The organism is Micromonospora sp. IBHARD004 (genome assembly GCF_052814115.1).
The window spans coordinates 880,306-902,164 of sequence record NZ_CP199934.1 but is presented as its reverse complement, the minus strand read 5'-3'; the positions used below and the strand labels follow the sequence as shown (position 1 = coordinate 902,164).

Here is a 21,859-nt window from a genome sequence, read left to right as displayed (position 1 = left end):
CCGGACACGGCTCGACCCGACAGGGGGACGTGTGCGCTCCCCGCCGGGTCCGACGCCCCTCCTACCCCCGGCCCGGCGTCCCAACCCCACTCGTGGCGGGGGACACACCCGCAGGTCAGGGGTGGTTCACGGGGCCCGGCGCGCGTGCGTTCAGCCGATCCGCCGCAGCCACCGGCGCTGTCCGGTCAGCGGCCGCCGATCCCGAACCGGTCACGGCGGCGCTACGCCAACGCGGCCAGCGCCATGCTGCACACCGGGCACGCCCACTTCGGCACCGACCGGTACGCCGGCCCTACCTGACCGCGCCCTGGTGGACGCGGGCGCCGCCCTGGTCGGCATCGACTCGATCAACATCGACGACATGAGCCCGGCGGCGCGGGGCGAGCGCCCGGCGCACAGTGCCCTGCTGGCCGCCGGCATCCCCCATCGTCGAGCACCTGACCGGACTCGACGCGCTGCCGCCCCTGAGCGTCGGTGGAACACCATGGGTGGCAAACCGGGGCGGTGACACCCATGGTGTTCCACCCGGTCCGGCGGCGTCGGTCACCGGCGGAGGGGGGTACGCGGGATCGGGTAGGCCCGCGAGTTGCTCGTCAGTAGCGCACTGAGATCCGGCGCTCGACCGCGTCGACCCGGATCTCCCCGCCGTACGGGATGATCAGCTGCGGGTCGGTGTGGCCCAGGTCGACGTCGAAGACGACCACCACGTCGGGCGCGTACTCCGCCAGCGCCCGGGTGACCGCCTCCCGCTGGTCGTCCGCCCACGCCCGCCGCTCGTCTACCGTGTGCGGCCGGTCGAAGTCCCACGCCTTGGCCCGGCCGACGACGACCGCCGGGAAGCCGGCGAGCAGCCCACGCTCCCCCATGTTCCGCAGGATCCGGAACACCTCCTGCGCGCCGGGCAGCTCGTTGGAGGTCTCGAAGACCAGCACCGACCCGGCCAGCTCGGCGGCGGACGGGACCCGGTCGGTCGCCATCAGCCAGTGCAGGATCTCCAGGCAGCCACCCCAGGTCCGCCCCTGGACCACCCGCGACGGCCCCTGCCAGCGCCAGCCGTCGCCGGGGAGCATCTCCGGTTCGAACGCCAACGTCTCCGGCTCGTCCCACGGGTTGGGCTTGTCGCCCCACTCCGGGGCGGGCGCCAGGTCGTACCAGCCGGAGGTGAAGAGGGCGGCACGCAGCGAGTCGAAGGTCAGCGGGTGCGGTTTCCCCGGCCGGCCGAGGTGCACCAGCACCGACCCGCCGTGGTACGCCACGATCCCCAGCCGGTACAGGTGGTTGAGCACGTTGGTGTTGTCCGAGTAGCCGAAGTACGGCTTCGGGTTGGCCCGCAGCACCTCGTCGTCCAGGTGCGGGGTGACCGTGATCAGGTCGTCCCCGCCGACGGTGGCGAGCACCGCGGTGATGGTCGGGTCGGCGAAGGCGGCGGTGAGGTCGCGGGCCCGGTCGCGCGGGTCGGCGCCCATCACGCGGGTGGTCGGGTACTCCACCGGCTCCAGGCCGAACTCCTCGCGCAGCCGGCGCAGCCCCAACTCGTGGACGTGCGGGAAGAGGCCCGACAGGCCGCGGGAGGGAGAGACCACGGCGACCCGGTCGCCGGGGCTGGGCTTTGGCGGGTAGCTGGGCGAGCTCATGCTCGAAAGCTACCGAGCCGCGCCAACGGGTTTTCAGACGGTCTGGCCGACCTCGATCAGGTGGCCGTCCGGGTCGCGCAGGTAGCAGCGGATCTCCCTGCCCCGGTCCTGCGGCGGGGTCAGGAAGATCGCGCCGCGGGCGGACCACTCCGCGTGCACGGCGTGGATGTCGGCCACCCGGATGTTGAGGAACGCGCTGGTCCGGTGCGGGTCGCTCGGGGTCTCCAGCGTCACGTCGGGCTTGTCCTCGGTCGGTCCGCCGCCGACGGCGATGATCACCCAGCTGTTGGCCAGCCGGACGATCGCCGGCTCAGCCTCCCGGACCACCGTGCCGCCGAGGACGTCCCGGTAGAACGCCGCCGACCGGGCCACGTCGGCGGCCACCACGAAGTGGGCCAGCAGGATGCCCTCGGCCGGGTTCGGCAGGTCCTCGCGCGCCATGCTGCCAGCCTGGCAGCGGCTGCCGGAGCGCGGGGCGGCGAAACCCCACAACCAGGGCGAACCGCGACCCTAGGCTGGCGGCGTGGACGAGGACCGGGAACTCGCGGTGCGGGACTGGCTGCCGCGTACCGCGGCGCTGCTGGTCGGCACGCTCGCCCTGGCCACCGCGTTCATCGCCGCCTACGTGGGAGCGCTGCACCAGCCCACCCCGCGCGACGTGCCGGTCGGGGTGGTCGTCGGCGACCAGCGCGCCGAGCAGGTGATGGCCGCCCTGCGCGCCCGGACCGACAAGATCAAGCCGATCCGGTACGACAGTCCGCAGGCCGCCGACGACGGACTGACCGCCCGCGAGGTGTACGCGGTGCTCACCTCCGGCCCGGACAACGGGTTGCGCCTCACCACCGCCAGCGCCGCCGCGCCCGCCGCCGCCCAACTGGTCACCGAGGTGCTCACCCAGTCCGCCCGGCAGGCCGGCCTGCCCCTCCAGGTCACCGACGAGGTGCCGGTCGAGGCGAGCGACCCGCGCGGGCTGGTCCCCTTCTACCTGGCGGTCGGCTACATCCTCGGCGGGTACCTGGCCTCCACCGCGCTCGGCCTGCGGACCGGCACCGCGCCGGTGAGCCTGGCCCGGGCCGGGCTGCGGATCGCCGCGCTCGCGGTCTACGCGATCGTGCTCGGCGCGGCCGGCGCGGCAGTCGTCGGCCCGATCCTGGACATCTGGCACCACGACGTGCCGACCGTCGCCACCGTCGGCGCGCTGGCGGTCTTCGCCGCCGCGATGGTGGCCTCCGCCTTGCAGGGCTGGCTCGGCCTGCCCGGCACCGGGATCGTGATCCTGCTGCTGGTGGTGCTTGGCAACCCCGGCTCCGGCGGCATCTACGCCCCGGAGTTCCTCCCCGACTGGCTGCGCGGCATGCACCGGTGGAACCTGCCCGGGCTGACCACCGACCTGATCAAGTCGGCGGTCTACTTCGACCGCCGATCGACGGGCTGGTCGCTGACCGGCCTGGTGGTGTGGGCGCTGCTCGGGATCCTCGGGCTGATCACCGCCACGATGTTCCACACCCACCGGCGATCCCGGCGCGCCGCCCGGACCGCCGGACCCCGCCCGACCGGACCCGGCGAGCCCGCCACCGATGGCTGAGCACTCCCGCCCGTCCCAGGGTGCAGATCATCACGCCGGCCCCCTCCTTGCGGCGGGGCCGGCGCGGATACGATCCAGGGAGTCGGACAGCGCTGTCCTTCGTACTCACGTAAGGAGCGCACCGTGACCGACCAGCACGACCACGACGGCCCGGACGCCGCGCTGCGGGCCGACATCCGCCGCCTCGGCACGCTCCTCGGGCAGACCCTCGCCCGGCAGGAGGGTCGCCCCCTGCTCGACCTGGTCGAGGAGATCCGCGCCCAGGTCCGCTCCGACGCCCCGGCCGCCGCGCAGCGCCTCGGCGGCCTCGACGTCACCACCGGCACCAAGCTGGCCCGGGCCTTCTCCACCTACTTCCACCTGGCCAACATCACCGAACAGGTGCACCGGGCCCGCGACCTGCGCCGCCGCCGGGCGGTCCAGGGCGGCTGGCTGGACCAGGCGGCCAAGATGATCGCCGAGCGCGGGGTGCCGGCCGAGGAGATCGCCGCCGCGGCCCGCCGGCTCGCGGTCCGCCCCGTCTTCACCGCCCACCCGACCGAGGCGGCCCGCCGCTCGATCCTGTCGAAGCTGCGCGCGATCGCCGACGAGCTGGACGCCGAGACCGCCAACGCGATCCTCTACGGGGCCAGCGACGAGGGGCCGGCCAACCGGCGCCTGGCCGAGCTGCTGGACCTGATGTGGCAGACCGACGAGCTGCGGCTGGACCGGCCGGACCCGACCGACGAGGCCCGTAACGCGATCTACTACCTGCGCGACCTGTACGCCGAGGCCGCGCCGCAGGTCCTCGACGACCTCGCCGACACGCTGCGCACCCTGGGCGTGGAGACCTCGCCGACGTCCCGCCCGCTGACCTTCGGCACCTGGATCGGCGGCGACCGGGACGGCAACCCGTTCGTCACCCCGGCGGTCACCCGGGAGGTGCTGCGGATCCAGCACGAGCACGGCATCGCGGCCACCGAGAAGGCGATGGACCACCTGATCAACGAGGTGTCGGTCTCCCGCCGGCTGCGCGCGGTGTCGCTGGACCTCTCCGCCAGCCTCGCCGCCGACCTGGACGCGCTGCCCGAGGTGGCGCCCCGGTTCCGCCGGGTCAACGCCGAGGAGCCGTACCGGCTCAAGGCCCGCTGCGTGAAGGCGAAGCTGGCCAACACCCGGGAGCGGCTGCGGGCCGGCACCGCGCACGTGCCCGGGCGGGACTACCGGGGCTCCGCCGAGCTGATCGCCGACCTGGAGCTGCTGCGCGCCTCGCTGGCCCGCAACTCCGGGCAGCTCACCGCCGTCGGCCGGCTGGCCTCCACGATCCGTACGGTCTCCGCGTTCGGCCTGCACCTGGCGACCATGGACGTCCGGGAGCACGCCGAGGCGCACCACGCGGTGCTCGCCCAGCTCTACGCGGCCGTCGGCGAGGTGTCGGACTACCCGTCGCTGACCCGGCTGGAGCGGACGAAGCTGCTCGCCGACGAGCTGGCCGGCCGCCGGCCGCTCTCCACTCTGGACACCCCGCTGACCGAGGCCGCGCAGAAGACGTTCGACGTGTTCGGGGCGATCCGGGAGGCGCAGGACCGGTTCGGGTCCGAGGTGATCGAGTCGTACATCATCTCGATGACCCTGGGCGTGGACGACGTGCTCGCCGCGGTGGTGCTGGCCCGCGAGGCCGGCCTGGTCGACGTGCACAGCGGGCGGGCCCGGATCGGCATCGTGCCGCTGCTGGAGACCCCGGCCGAACTGAACGCCGGCGGTGAGCTGCTCGACGAGCTGCTGTCGCTGCCCGCGTACCGGGCCCTGGTCGCGGCCCGCGGCGACGTGCAGGAGGTGATGCTGGGCTACTCCGACTCGAACAAGGAGGCGGGCATCACCACCAGCCAGTGGTCGATCCACCGGGCCCAGCGCGCGCTGCGCGACGTGGCCGCCCGGCACGGCGTGCACCTGCGGCTGTTCCACGGCCGTGGCGGCACCGTGGGTCGCGGCGGCGGGCCGACGCACGACGCGATCCTCGCCCAGCCGTACGGCACGCTGGACGGCGCGATCAAGGTGACCGAGCAGGGCGAGGTCATCTCCGACAAGTACACGCTGCCCGCGCTGGCCCGGGAGAACCTGGAGCTGACCGTGGCCGCGGTGCTCCAGGCGACGCTGCTGCACACCGCGCCCCGGCAGCCGGCCGAGATGCTGGAGCGCTGGGACGCGACGATGGACGTGGTCTCCGAGGCGGCGTTCCGGTCGTACCGGTCGCTGGTCGAGGAGCCGGACCTGCCGTCGTACTTCTGGGCCTCCACCCCGACCGAGCTGCTCGGCGCGCTGAACATCGGCTCCCGGCCGGCGAAGCGGCCCAACACCGGGGCCGGGCTGGCCGGCCTGCGGGCCATCCCGTGGGTCTTCGGCTGGACGCAGACCCGGCAGATCGTGCCGGGCTGGTACGGCGTCGGCTCCGGGCTGGCCGCCGCGCGGGCGGCCGGGCTGGAGGACGTGCTCGCCGAGATGAACCGCAACTGGCACTTCTTCCGCACGTTCCTGTCGAACGTCGAGATGATGCTGAGCAAGACCGACCTGACGATCGCCCGGCGGTACGTCGAGACCCTGGTGCCGAAGAAGCTGCACCCGATCTTCGACAAGATCCAGCAGGAGTACGAGCTGACCAAGCAGGAGGTGCTGGCGGTGACCAACTCGCCGGCCCTGCTGGAGAACTCGCCGGTGCTCCAGCGCACCCTGGCGGTGCGGGACACCTACCTGGAGCCGCTGCACCATCTCCAGGTGGCGCTGCTCCAGCAGTACCGCGAGTCCGGCGCCGCCGGCCGGGCGGTGGCCACCGCGCCGGGCGGCCGCCGCGCCCCCAACGACGGTACGGCGCTGGAGCGGGCGCTGCTGACCACGGTCAACGGCATCGCGGCCGGCATGCGCAACACCGGCTGATCCCCACCGCCGGCCGGCCCGCCCACCCCGGTCGCGCCGGCCGGCTCAGCCCGGCCGGCGCGGCCTCACCAGTCGCCGCCGCCGCCGAAGTCCCCGCCGCCGAAGTCGCCCCCACCGAAGTCGCCGCCGCCGGAGAAGTCACCGCCGGCGTAGTCGCCACCGCCCTGGTCGCCGGCGAACTGGTCGCCCCCGCCCTGGTCGCCGACGTCCCCGCCCTGGTCCTGGCCGTCGCCGAAGCCGTCGTTGAAGCCCTCCTGGTAGCCGGCCTCGTAGCCGTAGCCCGGGTCGGCGAAGGCGGGCGAGAAGAGCGCGTCGGCGATCAGGATGCCGCCAAGCACGCCGGCCCCGGTGCCGAGCGCGGTCTTCCACCACGGCGTCGAGTACCAGCCGGCCGGCACCGGACGGCCCTGCCAGTTGCCGCCCGGGTAGTAGTAGGGCGTCCGGTTCCCCGGCTGCGGGCCGGCCCGGTAGGTCTGCCCCTGCACGTCGACCTCGCGCTCCTTGGTGAGCATGCCGGCGCCCCGGGCGGCGGCCAGCGGCGGCAGCTCCGGGCCCGGGTCGATGCCCATCGCGGTGCGGGCCGCCCGGATGTAGGCCAGCCCCTCCAGCGCGGTCTCCCGGGCCAGCGCGAACTGATTCGGGGTCCCCGCCTGCTCCAGCTGGGAACCGGCGGCGTTGTAGCGCTCACCCGCGTCGGCCAGCGCCTGACGCACCGCCGGCGCGTCGCCGTGCAGGTTCATCAGCTGGCCGCCGAGGCGCTCGTACCAGCGCTGCGCCTCCGCGCGGGCGTCGGCCAGCTCGGTGGCCCGCCGGGACCTGCTTCCCCACCGCCAGAACACGAGCGCACCTCCGAGCATCAGGACCAGGATCACCCCCAGGGCAACTTTCATGCTCCCGAACGTACCCACCGGGCTCCCGAACGTACCCACCGGGCGCTCGTCGTACCCGTTTGGCAAGCTCTCGGGCATGGACTTCGCGACGCTGGCCGTGGTGGTGCTCTGCCTCGCCGCGGGCGGCGCGGTCGGCTGGCTGGCCGCCCGGTCCCGCGCCGCCACCCAGATCGCCCGGTTGGAGGCGACCCTGGAGGCCACCCGGGCGGGTGAGGGGCGGCTGGAGCAGTCGATGCGGGCGCTCAGCTACGAGGCCACCGCCCAGTCGCAGGAGGCGGTCGCCCGGGCGGTGGCCCCGCTGCACGACACCCTCCGGCGGTACGAGCAGCGGGTCGCCGAGCTGGAGCACGACCGGGTCGACGCGTACGCCGAGCTGCGTGAGCAGGTCCGGGCGATGAGCACGGTCTCCGGGGAGCTGCGCACCGAGACCAAGCAGCTGGTGGCCGCGCTGCGCGCGCCGCAGGTGCGGGGCCGCTGGGGCGAGCACCAGCTCCGCCGGATCGTGGAGGCCGCCGGCCTGCTGGAGCACTGCGACTTCGACGAGCAGGTCACCGCCGCCACCGAGCACCAGGGGGTCCGCCCCGACCTGGTGGTCCGGCTGCACGGCGGGCGCAGCGTGGTGGTCGACGCGAAGGCGCCCTTCGACGCGTACCTGACCGCGATGGAGGCGCGCGACGAGCGGGGGCGGGACACCCACCTCGACGCGCACGCGAGGCACCTGCGGGCGCACGTGGACGCGCTCGCCGCCAAGACCTACTGGGCGGCGTTCGACTCGACCCCGGAGTTCGTGGTGCTCTTCGTGCCGGCCGACCCGTTCCTCGACGTGGCGTTGCAGCGTGACCCGACGTTGCTGGAGCACGCCTTCGCCCGCAACGTGGTGCTCGCGACGCCGGCCACTCTGGTGGCGCTGCTGCGGACGGTGGCCTACTCGTGGCGGCAGGAGGCGTTGGCGCGCAACGCGGTGGCGGTGCACTCCCTGGCCCGCGAGCTGTACGGGCGACTGTCCACCCTGGGCGACCACGTCGGCAAGCTCGGCGCGTCGCTCGGCGGGGCGGTGACCGCGTACAACCGGGCGGTCGGGTCGCTGGAGGCGCGGGTGCTGGTCAGCGCGCGCAAGCTCGCCGAGCTGGGCGTCTCCGACCAGGAGCTGGCCACCCCGGCACAGGTGGAGCTGGCACCCCGGCAGCCGCAGGCCCAGGAGCTGGTCGGGACCGTGGACGAGGGCCGGTCCACATCGGCCGAACGGTCAGCAGACATCGACGTTTAACACGACCGCTGTGACGATGGCGGCCTATTCACGTCACGGAGTGGTCACAACCTACTTCGGAGTAGTGACATCGACGCCGGCCACCCCGAAGGATTTCGGTCACGCGTGCCCTGTTTCTCTCTGCAGGGCCCTGTTCTCTGGAGGAAGAGAACGTGAGTCAACCCCGCAACCGGAGCCGGCGTACCTCCGCCGCGCTCTTCGCCTCGGTCCTGGCCGCTGGCGCCATGACCGTGGGGGGTGGCGCCGCGACCGCGAGCGCAGCCCCCGCCACCGCCCCCGACGCCTCGCAGCCGACCGCCGTCGAGACGCTGGGCGCGCACGACGCCAAGCTCCTGGACGAGGCGGAGGCGAAGCACGCTCCGACCGTCACCCTGATCATCGCCGCCAAGAAGGGTTCGGTTAAGAAGGTCGCGGACGGCCTGAAGGGCCTGGGCGCCTCCATCAGCCAGCGGTACGACCAGGTCGGCTACCTGCTGGCCAAGGTCCCCACCTCGAAGGTGCTCAAGGCCGCCACGCTGCCCGGCGTCTCCGCGGTCGACCTCGACGAGACCATCCAGCTCCCCGACCCCGCCCCCGAGGCCGCGCCGGCCGGCGCGAAGACCGCCGCGGAGGGCGAGACCCTGGCCGGTCCCGGTGGGGACACCGGCGCGGTCAACCCGTACATGCCGACCAACGAGACCGGCGCGGAGGCCTTCAAGGCCGCGCACCCGGAGTGGGACGGCCGCGGCGTCACCATCGGCATCATGGACTCCGGCATCGACCTGGACCAGCCGGCGCTGCAGAAGACCACCACCGGCGAGCGCAAGATCGTCGACTGGGTGACCGCGACGGACCCGCTCGAGGACGCCACCTGGCGCGCGATGATCACCGAGGTGACCGGCCCGTCGTTCACCAACTCCCTCGGCACCTGGACGGCGCCGGCCGGCACGTACAAGTTCAACACCTTCCGCGAGTCCATCACCGCCGCCAGCGACCCGGCCGGTGACGTCAACCGCGACGGCGACACCACCGACGTGTGGGGCGTCCTCTACAACCCGGTGACCCACGACATCCGGGTGGACGTCAACCAGAACAAGGACTTCACCGACGACGAGGTGATGCGGCCGTACAAGGAGAAGTTCCAGGTCGGCCACTTCGGCACGGACAACCCGGCCACCGCGGTCCGCGACCAGATGCCGTTCGTCGTCGAGTACCGCGAGGACGTCGACACCGCTCCGGTCGGCGGCCCCGGCCTGGTCGACTACGTGAACATCGGCATCATCGAGGCGACCCACGGCACGCACGTCGCCGGCATCACCGCCGCCAACGACATGCTGGGCAACAGCGCCTTCGACGGCGCCGCCCCCGGCGCCAAGCTGGTCTCCGCCCGGGCCTGCTCCTGGGGCGGCGGCTGCACCGCCGCGGCGCTCACCACCGGCATGGCCGACCTGGTGATCAACCGCAAGGTCGACGTGGTGAACATGTCGATCGGCGGCCTGCCGGCGCTCAACGACGGCTCGAACGCCCGCGCGAACCTCTACAACGACCTGATCAACACGTACGGCGTGCAGATGTTCATCTCGGCCGGCAACTCCGGCCCGGGCCTGAACACCGTCGGCGACCCCTCCGTCGCCACCGACGTGGTCAGCGTCGCCGCGAGCGTCAGCAAGGACACCTGGCTGGCCAACTACGGCTCGGTGGTCCGCAAGGACAACGCGCTGTTCAACTTCTCCTCGCGCGGTCCGCGTGAGGACGGCGGCTTCAAGCCGAACATCTCCGCCCCCGGCTCGGCCATCTCCACCGCGCCGACCTGGCAGGCCGGCGTCCCGGTCCCGGAGGCCGGCTACCCGCTGCCCCCGGGCTACCAGATGCTGAACGGCACCTCGATGGCCTCCCCGCAGGCCACCGGCGCCGCCGCGCTGCTGCTCTCGGCCGCCAAGGCCAACGCCAAGGGCGTCACCCCGGCCGCGCTGCGGCGGGCCATCTACACCTCCGCCAAGCCGATCGCCGGCGTCCCCACGTACGGCCAGGGCTACGGCATGTTCAACGTGCCCGGCGCGTGGGGCCTGCTGGACGCGGGCGTGCAGACCCGGACCTACACCTCCGCGGCGCCGGTCTGCACTGAGCTCTCCGAGAACCTGACCAGGTACAACAAGGCCTCCGGCGAGTTCGAGCCGACCCCGAACGTGGGCACCGGCGTCTACAACCGCTGCGCCGCCGACCGCGGTGGCCAGAAGGTCAAGGAGAGCCGCTACTACGAGGTCAAGCTGACCCGGACCAGCGGCCCGAGCAAGGGCATCGCCCACAACGTCGCGTTCCGTGGCAACGACGGCACGTTCAGCGCGCCGCAGGTCGTGTGGCTGCCGCTGAACAAGACCGTCACCGTCAAGGTCAAGGCGAAGCCGCTGACCGCGGGGGCGCACGGCGCGATCATGACGATCGACGACCCGGCCACCTCGGTGGTCGACTTCGAGGTCTCCACCGTCGTGGTCGCCTCGAACGCGGTCTCCGCCCCGGCGTACTCCTTCTCCACCGGGGGTTCGGTCGAGCGGAACGGCTTCACCTCGTACTTCGTCACCGTGCCGCAGGGCGCGGGCGCGCTCCAGGTCAACCTCTCCGGCATCGCGACCGGTTCGCAGACCCGGTTCATCGCCTTCAACCCGTACGGCGTGCCGGTGGAGAGCACCGCGAGCACCGGCTGCTACACCAACTTCTCCGACGCCGCCGTCTGCAAGCCGCAGGAGCGGGACTACCAGAACCCGATCGCCGGGGTCTGGGAGATCGAGGTGGAGGCCCGGCGGACGTCGCCGACCCTGGACAACCCGTTCCAGCTCCAGGCGCGGGTGCAGGGCGTGAAGGTCGAGCCGGCCGTGGTCGAGCTGCCGTCGGTGACCGCCGGCACCCCGACCGAGGTGAGCTGGGGCCTGACCAACACCTTCGGCCCGGTCCAGGTGGCCGGCGTCGGTGGCCCGCTCTCCAGCGTGCGTGCCGAGCGGCCGAGCATCGCCCAGGGCGTGCAGCAGGAGTACCTGGTCGACGTCCCGGCAGGAGCGGCCTCGTTCACCGCCCGGATCGGCAACCCCTCGGACCTCGGCGCCGACCTGGACCTGTCGGTCTTCCTCGGCGCCACCCGGGTGGGCATCTCGGCTGACGGCGACTCGGAGGAGGCCGTGACGCTGACCAACCCGGCCGCCGGCACCTACCGGGTGGTCGTGGACGGCTACGCGGTCGACGACCCGACCACCGCCTACGACTACCGGGACTCCTTCTCGGCCCCGGCGCTGGGCAACCTGTCCGCCCCGAACACCCCGCTGGCCCTGGCCAACGGCGCCACCGCCACCCTCACCGGTACGGTGACCGCCCTGGCCACCCCGGCCGCCGGTCGCGAGCTCTACGGCGACCTGGCCGTCACCACCATCGAGGGCGCGGTCGTCGGCCGTGGCTCGGTGGCCATCGGCGCGGTGAACTGACCGCCCGCCGACCACAACACATAGGAGCCCGCCCCCGGTCCACCGGGGGCGGGCTCCTGCCCTGTGGGGCCGCCCGATGGCCGACCGGTTAGTCCGTAACGGCCGATCGACGGCGGAACATGGCCCCTTTTCCTTGCCGTCGGGCAATCACTCGGGCCATTGTTACGGGGCGGCCGTTCGATGTGACGTATCTGTCACACCGGTCGCTGGACCAGTGACGGCGGCGTCCCCGACGCCCCGCCCCTGGTACGCCCTCCCCCCTCGCTCTCCCCCCCGGAGGAAGAGACGTGAGTACAACCCCCGTCCGACGCAGCCGTGCGGCTGCCGCTCTCCTCGCGTCGGTGTTGACCGCCGGTGCCCTGACCACGGCATTCGCCGGCGCACCCGCCAACGCCCAGCCGTCCGTCGACGCCGTCAAGAGCAGCGCCGCCGGCTGGACCCCCACCGACCAGGACCGGCTGACCGAGGCCCGCGGCAAGGGCCAGCAGACGGTCACCGTCCTGGTCGGAGCACAGTCCGGGCAGGCCACGACCGTCGCCGACGGCCTGGCCGGACTCGGCGCCAACGTCCTCTACCGGGACGACATCCTGGGCTACCTGCGCGCCGAGGTGGCCGTCGACCGGGCCGACCGCGTCCCGCAGCTCAACGGCGTGCAGACCGTGGAGATCGACGCGGCCGTCCCGGTGCCCGACCCGGGCCCGGACGCGTCCCAGGCGCCGGCGCCCCAGCCCGCGCCAGGCAAGGACACCCCCGCCGTCAACCCGTACATGCCGATCGGTGACATGGGGGCGGCGCAGTTCGTGGCCGACCACCCCACGCTCGACGGCCGGGGTGCCACCGTCGGCATCATCGACACCGGCGTCGACCTGGCACACCCGGCGCTGCACACCACGACCACCGGCGAGCGCAAGATCGTCGACTGGGTCACCGCGACCTCCCCGGCGGAGGACGGCGACCCGACCTGGATCAGCATGGCGAAGACCGTCTCCGGACCCGCCTTCACCGTGGCCGACCGCACCTGGACCGCGCCGAGCTCCGGCTCCTACCGGTTCGGCGTCTTCAACGAGCGGGCCGCCGCCCTGGCCGGCGAGGTGGGCAACGACGTCAACCGCGACGGCAACCCCGCCGGCAGCAGCGGCCTCTTCGGCGTGCTCTGGGACGGCGGCAGCACCGTCTGGGTCGACACCAACCAGAACGGCTCCTTCGCCGATCAGACCCCGATGACCGACTACAAGGTCCGGTACGACGTCGGCACCTTCGGCACCGACGACCCGGCGACCCCCGTCGCCGAGTCGATGCCGTTCGTCGTGCAGGTCGACGGCAAGGGCAAGTTCGTCAACATCGGCATCGTGGCCGGCGCGCACGGCTCGCACGTCGCCGGCATCACCGCTGGCAACGGCCTGTTCGGCGGGGCGATGACCGGTGCCGCCCCGGGTGCCAAGCTGGTCTCCGTCCGGGTCTGCATGTTCGTCGGCGGCTGCACCTCGCACGCCCTCATCGAGGGCATGATCTACGCCGCCAAGCAGGCGAACGTCGACGTCATCAACATGTCGATCGGTGGCCTGCCGTCGCTCAACGACGGCAACAACACCCGGGCGCTGCTCTACAACCGCCTCATCGACCAGTACAACGTGCAGATGTTCATCTCGGCCGGCAACAGCGGGCCGGGCACCAACACCGTCGGCGACCCGTCCGTGGCGGAGAAGGTCATGAGCATCGGGTCGTACGTCACCGACGCCACCTGGCGGGCCAACTACGGCTCCAGCTCGCCGTACGCGGACAACCTGCACTACTACAGCTCGCGCGGGCCCCGAGAGGACGGCGGGTTCAAGCCCAACGTCGTCGCCCCGGGTTCGGCCATCTCGAGCATCCCCACCTGGCAGCCGGGCGGCCCGGTCACCGGCACCTACCCGCTGCCGCCGGGCTACGCGATGTTCAACGGCACCTCGATGGCGTCGCCCCAGGCGGCGGGCGCCGGGGCGCTGCTGGTCAGCGCCGCGAAGGCGCAGGGCTTCCAGCGCCAGCCGGCCCAGATCCGGCAGGCCATGATGTCGTCGGCCCGGTTCATCGACCACGCCGGGGCGTACGAGCAGGGCGCCGGCCTGATCAACGTGCCGGCGGCGTATGAGCTGCTGCGGAAGAACATCAAGACGGTGGACATCACCTCCTCGGTGCCGGTGAACACCGTGCTCTCCGGCTTCCTCGCCAAGCCCGGCGTCGGCGTCGGCATCTACGACCGCGAGGGCGTCACGGTCGGCAGGGAGTACACCCGCACCTACACCTTCACCCGCACCAGCGGCGGGTCGAAGGCGGTCACCTACAACCTGTCCTGGGTCGGCAACGACGGCACCTTCACCACCGGCACGTCGGTGACGCTGCCGCTGAACAAGCCGGTCACCCTCACCGTGAAGGTCAACCCGGCGACCCCGGGCGCCCACTCGGCGGTCCTGCGGCTGGACGACCCGGCCACCACCGGCGTCGACCACCAGACGATGAACATGGTGATCGCGCCGTACGCCTTCCAGGCGGGCGACAACTACCAGGTGCAGGTCAGCGACAAGGTGGGCCGTAACCAGTCCCTGCACTACTACTTCAAGGTGCCGGCCGGCACGCCCGCGCTGAAGGTGGACTTCGCCGGACCGTCCGGCGCGGCGGGCACCGGTCAGGCGCGGTTCCTGCGCTACCACCCGTACGGCGTGGCGATCGACGACAACGCGTCGAGCTCCTGCTACGTCCCGGCCGCGGGCGTCTGCGCCACCGGCTCGGCGACCAGCCGTACGACCTCCAACCCGCTGGCCGGGGTCTGGGAGGTCACCGTGGACGGTCGGCGTACGTCGGACGCGGAGTGGACGCCGTTCACCCTCAACGCCTCGGTGCTCGGCGCGACGGTCTCCCCCAACCCCGATGTGATCGACTCGGCCACAGCGAACACGCCGGTGTCCCGGTCGTACACGATGACCAGCACGCTCGGCGCGTTCACCGGCCGGGCGGTCGGCGGCACGCTGGGCAGCGCCCGGCAGGGTCCGTTCACCATCGCCAACCACGCCACGCAGGAGTACGACCTGACCGTGGCCCCGGGTTCGACGCAGCTGCGGGCCACCATCGGCGGGACCTCCGACCCGGGTTCCGACCTGGACCTGTACGTGCTCAACTGCACGTCCGGGGCCTGCGTCGAGGCTGGCCGGAGCGCCGACGGTGACTCGGAGGAGTCGGTGACCATCGCCAATCCGGTGGCGGGCGCCTGGAAGGTACGCGTCGACGGGTACTCGGTGCCCTCCGGCTCGACCAGCTACAACTACATCGACGTCTTCACCAACGCGGCCTTCGGCACGGTGGCGGTGACCGACGCGAACGCGCCGCGTCCCAGCGGCGCCTCGTGGACGGTGCCCGGCACGGTGACCGCGAAGGCCGCCCCGGCCAGCGACCGGGTGCTCTACGGCAACGTCCAGGTCCGTACCGACACGAACATTCTGATCGGCAGCGGTGACGTGGTCGTGAAGAACGTCAACTGACCGAACCCGCACAAGGCAGGAGCCCGTCCCCGGTCCCGGGACGGGCTCCTGTCGTTGTCGGCCTCAGGCGCGGCGGGCGCTCTCCACCACGAAGGGGGTGCCCTGCTGGCAGGTGGTCATCATGCCGGGCTGGGAGCGGCCGGTGACCGTGACCCGGGCGCCCGGCTTCAGCACGTCGCGGGGGCCGCCGATCAGCAGGTTGCCGTCGAGCAGCAGGCAGTTCGGTTCCACCCCGGCCTGGATGGTGCCGGTGAGCACGGTGTCGCCGGCCGGCGGCGGCTTCGTCGGGCCGCCTCGGGGCGGGGCGGTCGGGCCCTTCGCGGTGGGCAGCGGGTCGGCCGGGTCGGCCGGGTCGCTCGGGGTGGGGGTCGGCTGGCTGGTCACCGGGGCTGCTCCCGTCGGGGTGGTGGTGCCGTCCGCACCGCCCTGGCCGCCGCAGGCGCTCAGCGCCGCGCAGACGAGCAGGGCGGGGACGGCGAGCCGAAGGTTCCTCATACCCGTATCGGACGTACGACGTTGGTGGTCCGTTCCCGGCGGCCGGTCAGCCCCGCGCGGCCGTCGCCGCGGCCTTCATGTCCCGCTTGAGCTCCTGCGGCAGCGAGAAGGTCAGCCGCTCGTTGGCGGTGGTGATCTCCTCGACGTCGGTGAAGCCCCGCTCGGCCAGGTGCGCGAGCACCTCCTGGACCAGCTCGTCGGGGACGCTGGCGCCGGAGGTGACGCCGACCGTGCCGGCGCCGGCCAGCCAGGCGTCGTCGATCTCGTCGGCGAAGTCGACCAGGTGACCGCCGCGGGCGCCGGCGTCCAGAGCCACCTCGACCAGGCGCACCGAGTTGGAGGAGTTGCGGGACCCGACGACGATCACCACGTCGCAGTCGGGGGCGATCTCCTTCACCACGTGCTGCCGGTTGGAGGTGGCGTAGCAGATGTCGTCGCTGGGCGGCGACTGGAGCAGCGGCAGCCGCTGCTTGAGCCGGGCCACGGTCTCCAGCGTCTCGTCCACCGAGAGGGTGGTCTGCGAGAGCCAGACGACCTTGTTCGGGTCGCGCACCGTGACCTTGTCGGCCCCGTCCGGGCCGTCGACCAGCTGGATGTGCGCGGGGGCCTCACCGGCGGTGCCGACGACCTCCTCGTGCCCCTCGTGGCCGATCAGCAGGATGTCGTAGTCCTCGGCGGCGAACCGCTTCGCCTCCTGGTGCACCTTGGTGACCAGCGGGCAGGTCGCGTCGATCGCCTTGAGCGAGCGCACCTTCGCCTGCTCGTAGACCTCGGGGGCCACGCCGTGCGCGGAGAAGATCACGGTGGCGCCCTCGGGCACCTCCTCGTTCTCCTCCACGAAGATCGCGCCCTTGGCCTCCAGGGTCTGCACCACGTGCTTGTTGTGCACGATCTGCTTGCGTACGTAGATCGGCGCGCCGTAGAGCTTCAGCGCCTCCTCGACGGTCTGCACCGCCCGGTCCACGCCCGCGCAGTAGCCGCGGGGCTTGGCCAGGAGCACGCGCTTGCCGGTCCGGGGAGTCGTCTCAGCGTGAGTCACCCGCCCATCCTACGTGTCGGGTTTTCCGACGGCAGCGGCTGCGACCCGCGCCACAGGGGGCCGCGGGGCTGGCAGAATGACCGGACCGGCAGCGCGCGGGGCCACCGGGGACCCCTTCACGGGTACGAGAGGACGCGCGTCATGGTGATCCAGAAGACCCCCGACGAGCTCGAACTGATGGCCCGGGCCGGTGCCGACCTGGCCGAGGTGCACGAGGTGCTCGCCGAGGGCGGTCGCCCCCGGCGTCACCGCCGAGCTGGACGCGCTCGCCGCCGCCGAGATCAGCGACAGGAAGCGCTCCGCCCGGGCCGGGTCGAACTCCCCCCACCGCAGCGGCGTCAGAAAGCCGTCCGCGGCGTCCCACTCGTGGCGCAACCGCCGGCCGATCCCGTCGACATCCATCCCGGCCTCCCGTCCCTCCCCCGACCTCACCACTGCCGCCGCCGTGCCGCCGGGCCCGCCGATCCTGGCTCGCGGCGCGGCGGTGCGTAGGGTGGGCGGGTGAGCGACGCCCCGCGCAGCACCCCCGAGGAGCCCTGGCCGGTCCGGGTGGTCAGCCAGAAGGTCGGCGCCTGGATCGCCAAGCTCGGCTGGGTCTGGGTGGACGGGCAGGTGGCGCAGATCAGCCGGCGCCCCGGCGCCAGCACCGTCTTCCTCACCCTGCGCGACCCGTCGGCGGATCTCAGCCTGACCGTCACCACCAACCGGGACGTCCTCGACTCCGGCGCGCCGGAGCTGCGCGAGGGCGCCCGGGTGGTGCTGCACGCCAAGCCGGAGTTCTACGCCGCCCGGGGCACGCTGAGCCTGCGCGCCGACGAAATCCGGCAGGTCGGGCTCGGTGAGCTGCTGGCCCGGCTGGAGAAGCTGAAGAAGCTGCTCGCCGCCGAGGGGCTCTTCGACCGGGCCCGCAAGCGCCGGCCGCCGTTCCTGCCCGGGCGGATCGGGCTGATCACCGGTCGCGCCTCGGCCGCCGAGCGGGACGTGCTGACCAACGCCCGGCGGCGCTGGCCGGCGGTGGAGTTCCGCACGGTCAACGTCGCGGTGCAGGGGCCGGGCGCCGTCCCGCAGATCGTCGACGCGCTCAAGGTGCTCGACGCCGACCCGACCATCGACGTGATCATCCTGGCCCGGGGCGGCGGCAGCATCGAGGACCTCCTTGCCTTCTCCGACGAGGCGCTCTGCCGGGCGGTCTTCGCCTGCCGTACGCCGGTGGTGAGCGCGATCGGCCACGAGACGGACGCCCCGCTGGTCGACTACGTCGCCGACGTCCGCGCGTCGACGCCCACCGACGCGGCGAAGCGGATCGTGCCCGACCTCACCGAGGAGGTCCGCCTCATCGGCCAGGCCCGGTCCCGCCTGGAGCGGGCCGTCCGCAACCTGGTCGACCGGGAGTCGCACCGCCTGGACCTGCTCCGCTCCCGCCCGGTGCTGGCCCGGCCGCAGGTGATGGTCGACCAGCGGGCCGCCGAGGTGACCGCGCTGCGCGACCGGACCGGCCGCTGCCTGGACCACCGGCTCGGCGCCGCCGGCGACGACCTGCGGCACACGCTGGCCCGGCTGCGCGCGCTCTCCCCCGCCGCCACCCTCGACCGGGGGTACGCGATCGTGCGGCGCGCCGACGGCCACGTGGTCCGCGCGGCCGCCGAGGTGGCCAAGGGCGACCCGCTGCGGGTCCGCCTGGCCGACGGCGAGCTGACCGCGACGGTCGACGGCTGACCGGCGGCGGACGGGCGACGGCGGACGGATGTGGTGGGATGGGTGCGATGACTGACGAGAAGAAGGACGAGCGGCTCAGCTACGAGCAGGCCCGCGCCGAGCTGGCCCAGGTGGTCGAGCGGCTGGAGACCGGCGGCACGTCGCTGGAGGAGTCGCTGGCGCTCTGGGAGCGCGGCGAGCAGCTGGCCGAGATCTGCCAGCGCTGGCTGGACGGCGCACGGGCGCGGATCGACGCGGCCCGGCAGCGCGCCGAGGACTGATGCCGCGACGGCGGGACGGCCGGAGCCGCCCCGCCGTCACCTCAGGCTCAGTTGAACAGGTTGTAGAACTCCGGCGGAGCCTCCACGACCTGGTCGACCGGCGGCTTCTGCGCGGCCGTGGCGTTGCCGTAGTCCGAGTACGTGATCTTGATGTCCTGCGCGGCGCTCTGGCCGGCCGCCGGGACCTGGACCACCATCTCGCTGAGCCGGCCCTGCGGGTCCAGCTTCGCGGTGAACGGCACCGACTTCGCCTGCGCGCCGAGCGCGGTGATCACGGTGGGGTCGACCGAGCCGGCCTCGGCCGCCCGGGACACGTCGAGCGTGCCGGCGTACATGCCGTCGCCGGTCTGCCGGACCTCGGTGACGCCCTGTGTCAGCACCGCGCTGCCGGCCGGGTCGACCTTCTCGAAGTCGAAGCCCAGCGCCCGGTTGCCCTTGATCCGGGTCTGGTCCAGGTGCTGGTACTTGCCGAGGTTGAGCTTCTGCACCCCGGGGATGCTGCTGGCCGACTTGCCGCCCAGCTCCACCTTCACCCAGCTGTCCGGCTTGGAGTGGATCAGGTCGAGCTTCATCATCAGGTCGGAGGACGCGTCGCCGATCGTCACCCGCATCTCCGCGCTCTGGCTGGGCTCGTGCACCTGCCCCTCGGCGGTGGAGCCGGCGCCGGACATGGTGAACCGGAAGTTGCCGTTCCGGATCTCGTTCGTGGAGTTCAGCAGGGCCTGCTTGGCGTCACCGGTACCGGGCGAGGCGCCGCTCGGCGCGATGCTGCCGGCGACCGTCGGGGACGCGGAGGCCCCCGCCTCGCCGGTCCCGGTGCTGTTGCAGGCGGCCAGGCCAGGAGTGAGCAGCGCCGCGGCGAAAGCCGCCGCGCTGAAACGTCGAATCATCACGTGAACCTCTCCAGGTGGGTCGTCCGGCCCACGGAGGCGCCGGAGGCGTGGCGCCGCAGCCCTCACGCCGGCTCCGGCGCACGAGGCCCGTCCGGCCGGCGGAGCGACCCGGCGAGCTCGTGCCCTCTCTGTTCCCTGAAGCGGCCTTCGGCAATCCCTGTCCGGTCCACGCCGCCCACGAGGGGTGGGCGACCCGGTCGGGGGCGGCGCGTGCCGCCCCCGACCGCGCGGGCTCAGCCCTTGAACATCTCGTACGTCTGCTCGGACGCCTCGACGACCTGGCTCGCCGGGGGCGCCTGCACGGCGGTGGCCGCGCCGTAGTCGGCGTAGGTCACCTTCATGGTGTACGCCGCGGTGTCCCCGACCGCCGGCATCTGAACGGCGAACTCGGTCAGCCGGCCCTGCGGGTCGACCTTGGCGGTGAACGGCAGGGCGCCGGCCTTGTCGCCCAGGCCCTTGACCGTGTCGGCGTCGAGCACGTCGGTGTCGGTGACCTTGGTCGCGTCGAGGGTGCCGGCGTACGCGCCTTCGCCGGTGGCCTTGACGTCGGTGATCGCCTTGACCAGCGCGTCGCTGCCGCCCGGGTCGACGTCGCTGAAGTCGAACTCCAGCTCCTTGGCGTCCTTGATCCGGGTGCGGTCCAGGTGCTGGTACTTGCCCTTCATCGCCTTGAAACCGGGGATGGAATCCGCCATCGGGCCGCCGAACTCCAGCTTCACCCAGCTGTCCGTGTCGATGTAGACCAGGTGCATGTTCATCGAGGCGTCGTCCGTACCACTCTGGCCGCTGCCCATCTTCATCTCGGCGCTCTTGGACGGCAGGTGCACCGTGCCACCGCCGGTGAACTCGCCCCCGTCGATCGCGAAGGTGAAATTGCCCTTCTGGATCTCCTTGGTGGAGGCGAGCAGCGCCTCCTTCGGGTCGGCGGGGACCGCCGGGGCGGCGGAGGCGCCGTCGGCGGTCGGCGAGTCGGCCGCCGTCTTGCAGGCGGCCAGACCGGGGACGAAGAGGGCGGCGGCGAGGACGCCGAGGCTCCACCGTCGAATGTTCACGTCGTTCTCTTTCCGGAGATCTGTCCGGGCACGTCGGGCGTGCCCGGTTTCGAGCCCGGGCAGCCTAACGGAGAACGGCGGGGCCGTGGGGACCTGGCAGGCCCGCCCGGTCAGCGGAGGGCGCCGGCGAGCTGGCGCAGCTCGGCCTCCCCGGCGTCACCGACCACGATCACCGTTCGCGTCGGTTCGAGCAGCACCAGCGCCTGCTCGTTGCCCCGGGCGGTGTAACGCTGCCAGCTTCCGCCGGGCAGGTCGGCCGCCCCCAGCGGCTGGCCGCCGCTCAGCTCGGCGGGCAGCAACTTCTCGGCGGGCACGTTGCTCTGCACGAGCTGGGCGCCGCGCCCTTCCGGGGTCAGGTAGCCGATCCGCAGCGTCGTCCCGCCCGGCTCGGCCTGGTAGCGGGCGCTGATTGTGCGCCAGTCGGAGGCCAGGCCGGCCGGCGTGCTGACCGGGAACGCGTTCGCCGCCCGCGCCTCCTGGACGGCGGGCGCCGGGTCGACGGTGACCGGCTCGTCGCCGCCGAGGAACCCACGGTAGAAGGCGAGCAGCAGCGCGATGGGGACCAGCAGCACGAGCAGCGAGAGCGCCATGTCCCGGGGCGACCGCTCGGAGCGGGGCTTGTCCCGCCGGGCCGGCGGCGCGGGCTGGTCGCCGGAGACCGCCGGGTGGGCGCCGACCTCACCCCGGGCCGCGCCGTCGACCGGCTCGACCAGCGCCGGCTCGCCGGCGTCGGGCAGGGGCGCGGGCCCGGTGGCGGGCTCGACGAGGGCCGGCTCCCCGGCCTCCGGGGACGGGCCGGCGGTCGACCGGACCGGCGGCTGGCCGTCCGGCGGGGTCGCGTCGGCGGGAACGCGGTCGGCTGGCTGTGCGGCTTCCACCCGCCCATTCTCGCAGCCGGCCGATCGGTGTCGATCGGCCGGCGGGGAGCGACCCGCCGCAGGTCGCCAAGAGCGACCTTTCTCACAGCCGACTCCGCTGCGGAGCCGGCCCGCGACGGACCGGCCAGGTCACGACCGGCCGGGTCCCGGACCGCCCGGTCGGCGGGAAGCTGGTCATCCCCGCCCCGCTCCGGCGTCACGTCGGCGATCGTGTGAGGATCAGCGACAAAGCCGGCAGCGGCGACGGCCGCATCCTGCCGGTCCACCCCGCAACGTCGC

General features: G+C 73.1%; 17 protein-coding genes. 8 read left to right on the top strand and 9 right to left on the bottom strand.

Annotated elements, in window-relative coordinates:
- The first annotated feature begins 144 nt into the window (after positions 1–144).
- Positions 145–300 (top strand): hypothetical protein, encoded by a 156-nt coding sequence (locus ACTWO6_RS04500; RefSeq protein WP_446218368.1) that lies wholly within the window; start codon positions 145–147, stop codon positions 298–300.
- A 293-nt stretch (positions 301–593) separates the two neighbouring features.
- On the opposite strand, the gene ACTWO6_RS04495 is transcribed toward ACTWO6_RS04500, so the two are convergent.
- Both ACTWO6_RS04495 and ACTWO6_RS04490 read right to left on the bottom strand, forming a co-directional pair.
- Entirely contained in the window at positions 594–1,634 is a 1,041-nt protein-coding gene (locus ACTWO6_RS04495) for a S66 family peptidase (RefSeq protein WP_446218367.1), read from the bottom strand.
- Between the two features lie 33 nt (positions 1,635–1,667).
- On the bottom strand, positions 1,668–2,075 hold the full coding sequence (locus ACTWO6_RS04490) for a VOC family protein (RefSeq protein ID WP_446218366.1): 408 nt from the start codon (positions 2,073–2,075) through the stop codon (positions 1,668–1,670).
- Positions 2,076–2,157: 82 nt separating this feature from the next.
- Between ACTWO6_RS04490 and ACTWO6_RS04485 the strand changes: the two genes are divergently transcribed.
- Both ACTWO6_RS04485 and ppc read left to right on the top strand, forming a co-directional pair.
- Entirely contained in the window at positions 2,158–3,219 is a 1,062-nt protein-coding gene (locus ACTWO6_RS04485; RefSeq protein ID WP_446218365.1) for a hypothetical protein, read from the top strand.
- A gap of 123 nt (positions 3,220–3,342) precedes the next feature.
- Positions 3,343–6,129 (top strand): phosphoenolpyruvate carboxylase, encoded by a 2,787-nt coding sequence (ppc, locus tag ACTWO6_RS04480; RefSeq protein ID WP_446218364.1) that lies wholly within the window; start codon positions 3,343–3,345, stop codon positions 6,127–6,129.
- A 65-nt stretch (positions 6,130–6,194) separates the two neighbouring features.
- Here the strand turns inward: ppc and ACTWO6_RS04475 are convergent, their stop codons facing one another.
- Complete coding sequence (locus ACTWO6_RS04475) at positions 6,195–7,019, bottom strand: hypothetical protein (RefSeq protein ID WP_446218363.1); 825 nt, start codon at positions 7,017–7,019, stop codon at positions 6,195–6,197.
- Positions 7,020–7,095: 76 nt separating this feature from the next.
- Here ACTWO6_RS04475 and rmuC point away from each other — a divergent pair, with 76 nt between their 5' ends.
- The 3 genes from rmuC (at position 7,096) to ACTWO6_RS04460 (ending at position 15,247) form a co-directional block, all read left to right on the top strand.
- Positions 7,096–8,286 carry a DNA recombination protein RmuC gene (rmuC, locus tag ACTWO6_RS04470; protein WP_446218362.1) on the top strand — a complete coding sequence of 397 codons (1,191 nt, stop codon included), beginning with the start codon at positions 7,096–7,098 and terminating at the stop codon, positions 8,284–8,286.
- Positions 8,287–8,438: 152 nt separating this feature from the next.
- Positions 8,439–11,735, top strand: coding sequence for a S8 family serine peptidase (locus ACTWO6_RS04465; RefSeq protein WP_446218361.1), 3,297 nt, complete (start codon positions 8,439–8,441; stop codon positions 11,733–11,735).
- A gap of 287 nt (positions 11,736–12,022) precedes the next feature.
- Positions 12,023–15,247 (top strand): S8 family serine peptidase, encoded by a 3,225-nt coding sequence (locus ACTWO6_RS04460; RefSeq protein ID WP_446218360.1) that lies wholly within the window; start codon positions 12,023–12,025, stop codon positions 15,245–15,247.
- 63 nt (positions 15,248–15,310) lie between these two features.
- On the opposite strand, the gene ACTWO6_RS04455 is transcribed toward ACTWO6_RS04460, so the two are convergent.
- From ACTWO6_RS04455 to ACTWO6_RS04445, 3 genes are read right to left on the bottom strand one after another with little or no spacing between them, the layout of a single operon-like run.
- On the bottom strand, positions 15,311–15,742 hold the full coding sequence (locus ACTWO6_RS04455) for a hypothetical protein (RefSeq protein WP_446218359.1): 432 nt from the start codon (positions 15,740–15,742) through the stop codon (positions 15,311–15,313).
- 46 nt (positions 15,743–15,788) lie between these two features.
- Positions 15,789–16,781, bottom strand: coding sequence for a 4-hydroxy-3-methylbut-2-enyl diphosphate reductase (locus ACTWO6_RS04450; RefSeq protein ID WP_446218358.1), 993 nt, complete (start codon positions 16,779–16,781; stop codon positions 15,789–15,791).
- A gap of 9 nt (positions 16,782–16,790) precedes the next feature.
- Positions 16,791–17,183, bottom strand: coding sequence for a hypothetical protein (locus tag ACTWO6_RS04445; protein ID WP_446218357.1), 393 nt, complete (start codon positions 17,181–17,183; stop codon positions 16,791–16,793).
- 99 nt (positions 17,184–17,282) lie between these two features.
- Between ACTWO6_RS04445 and xseA the strand changes: the two genes are divergently transcribed.
- Together xseA and ACTWO6_RS04435 are read left to right on the top strand one after the other, a co-directional pair.
- A complete protein-coding gene (gene xseA / locus ACTWO6_RS04440; protein ID WP_446218356.1) occupies positions 17,283–18,497 on the top strand; it encodes an exodeoxyribonuclease VII large subunit in 1,215 nt (404 codons plus the stop codon).
- Positions 18,498–18,544: 47 nt separating this feature from the next.
- Positions 18,545–18,757, top strand: a complete 213-nt coding sequence (locus ACTWO6_RS04435; protein ID WP_130331682.1) for an exodeoxyribonuclease VII small subunit — start codon at positions 18,545–18,547, stop codon at positions 18,755–18,757.
- Positions 18,758–18,804: 47 nt separating this feature from the next.
- Here ACTWO6_RS04435 and ACTWO6_RS04430 read toward each other — a convergent pair whose 3' ends face one another.
- The 3 genes from ACTWO6_RS04430 to ACTWO6_RS04420 form a co-directional block, all read right to left on the bottom strand.
- Positions 18,805–19,647, bottom strand: coding sequence for a hypothetical protein (locus ACTWO6_RS04430; protein ID WP_446218355.1), 843 nt, complete (start codon positions 19,645–19,647; stop codon positions 18,805–18,807).
- Between the two features lie 236 nt (positions 19,648–19,883).
- Entirely contained in the window at positions 19,884–20,702 is an 819-nt protein-coding gene (locus tag ACTWO6_RS04425) for a hypothetical protein (RefSeq protein ID WP_446218354.1), read from the bottom strand.
- 110 nt (positions 20,703–20,812) lie between these two features.
- Positions 20,813–21,580: a DUF4245 family protein gene (locus ACTWO6_RS04420; RefSeq protein WP_446218353.1), complete on the bottom strand. Its 768-nt coding sequence runs from the start codon at positions 21,578–21,580 to the stop codon at positions 20,813–20,815.
- Positions 21,581–21,859: the final 279 nt, after the last annotated feature.

Excerpts from the sequence above, each read along its gene's own strand:
- ACTWO6_RS04455 (WP_446218359.1), bottom strand. The coding sequence starts at position 15,742 with ATGAGGAACCTTCGGCTCGCCGTCCCCGCCCTGCTCGTCTGCGCGGCG.
- ACTWO6_RS04445 (WP_446218357.1), bottom strand. The coding sequence starts at position 17,183 with ATGGATGTCGACGGGATCGGCCGGCGGTTGCGCCACGAGTGGGACGCC.
- ACTWO6_RS04435 (WP_130331682.1), top strand. The coding sequence starts at position 18,545 with ATGACTGACGAGAAGAAGGACGAGCGGCTCAGCTACGAGCAGGCCCGC.
- rmuC (WP_446218362.1), top strand. The coding sequence starts at position 7,096 with ATGGACTTCGCGACGCTGGCCGTGGTGGTGCTCTGCCTCGCCGCGGGC.
- ACTWO6_RS04430 (WP_446218355.1), bottom strand. The coding sequence starts at position 19,647 with ATGATTCGACGTTTCAGCGCGGCGGCTTTCGCCGCGGCGCTGCTCACT.
- ACTWO6_RS04490 (WP_446218366.1), bottom strand. The coding sequence starts at position 2,075 with ATGGCGCGCGAGGACCTGCCGAACCCGGCCGAGGGCATCCTGCTGGCC.
- ACTWO6_RS04495 (WP_446218367.1), bottom strand. The coding sequence starts at position 1,634 with ATGAGCTCGCCCAGCTACCCGCCAAAGCCCAGCCCCGGCGACCGGGTC.
- ACTWO6_RS04475 (WP_446218363.1), bottom strand. The coding sequence starts at position 7,019 with ATGAAAGTTGCCCTGGGGGTGATCCTGGTCCTGATGCTCGGAGGTGCG.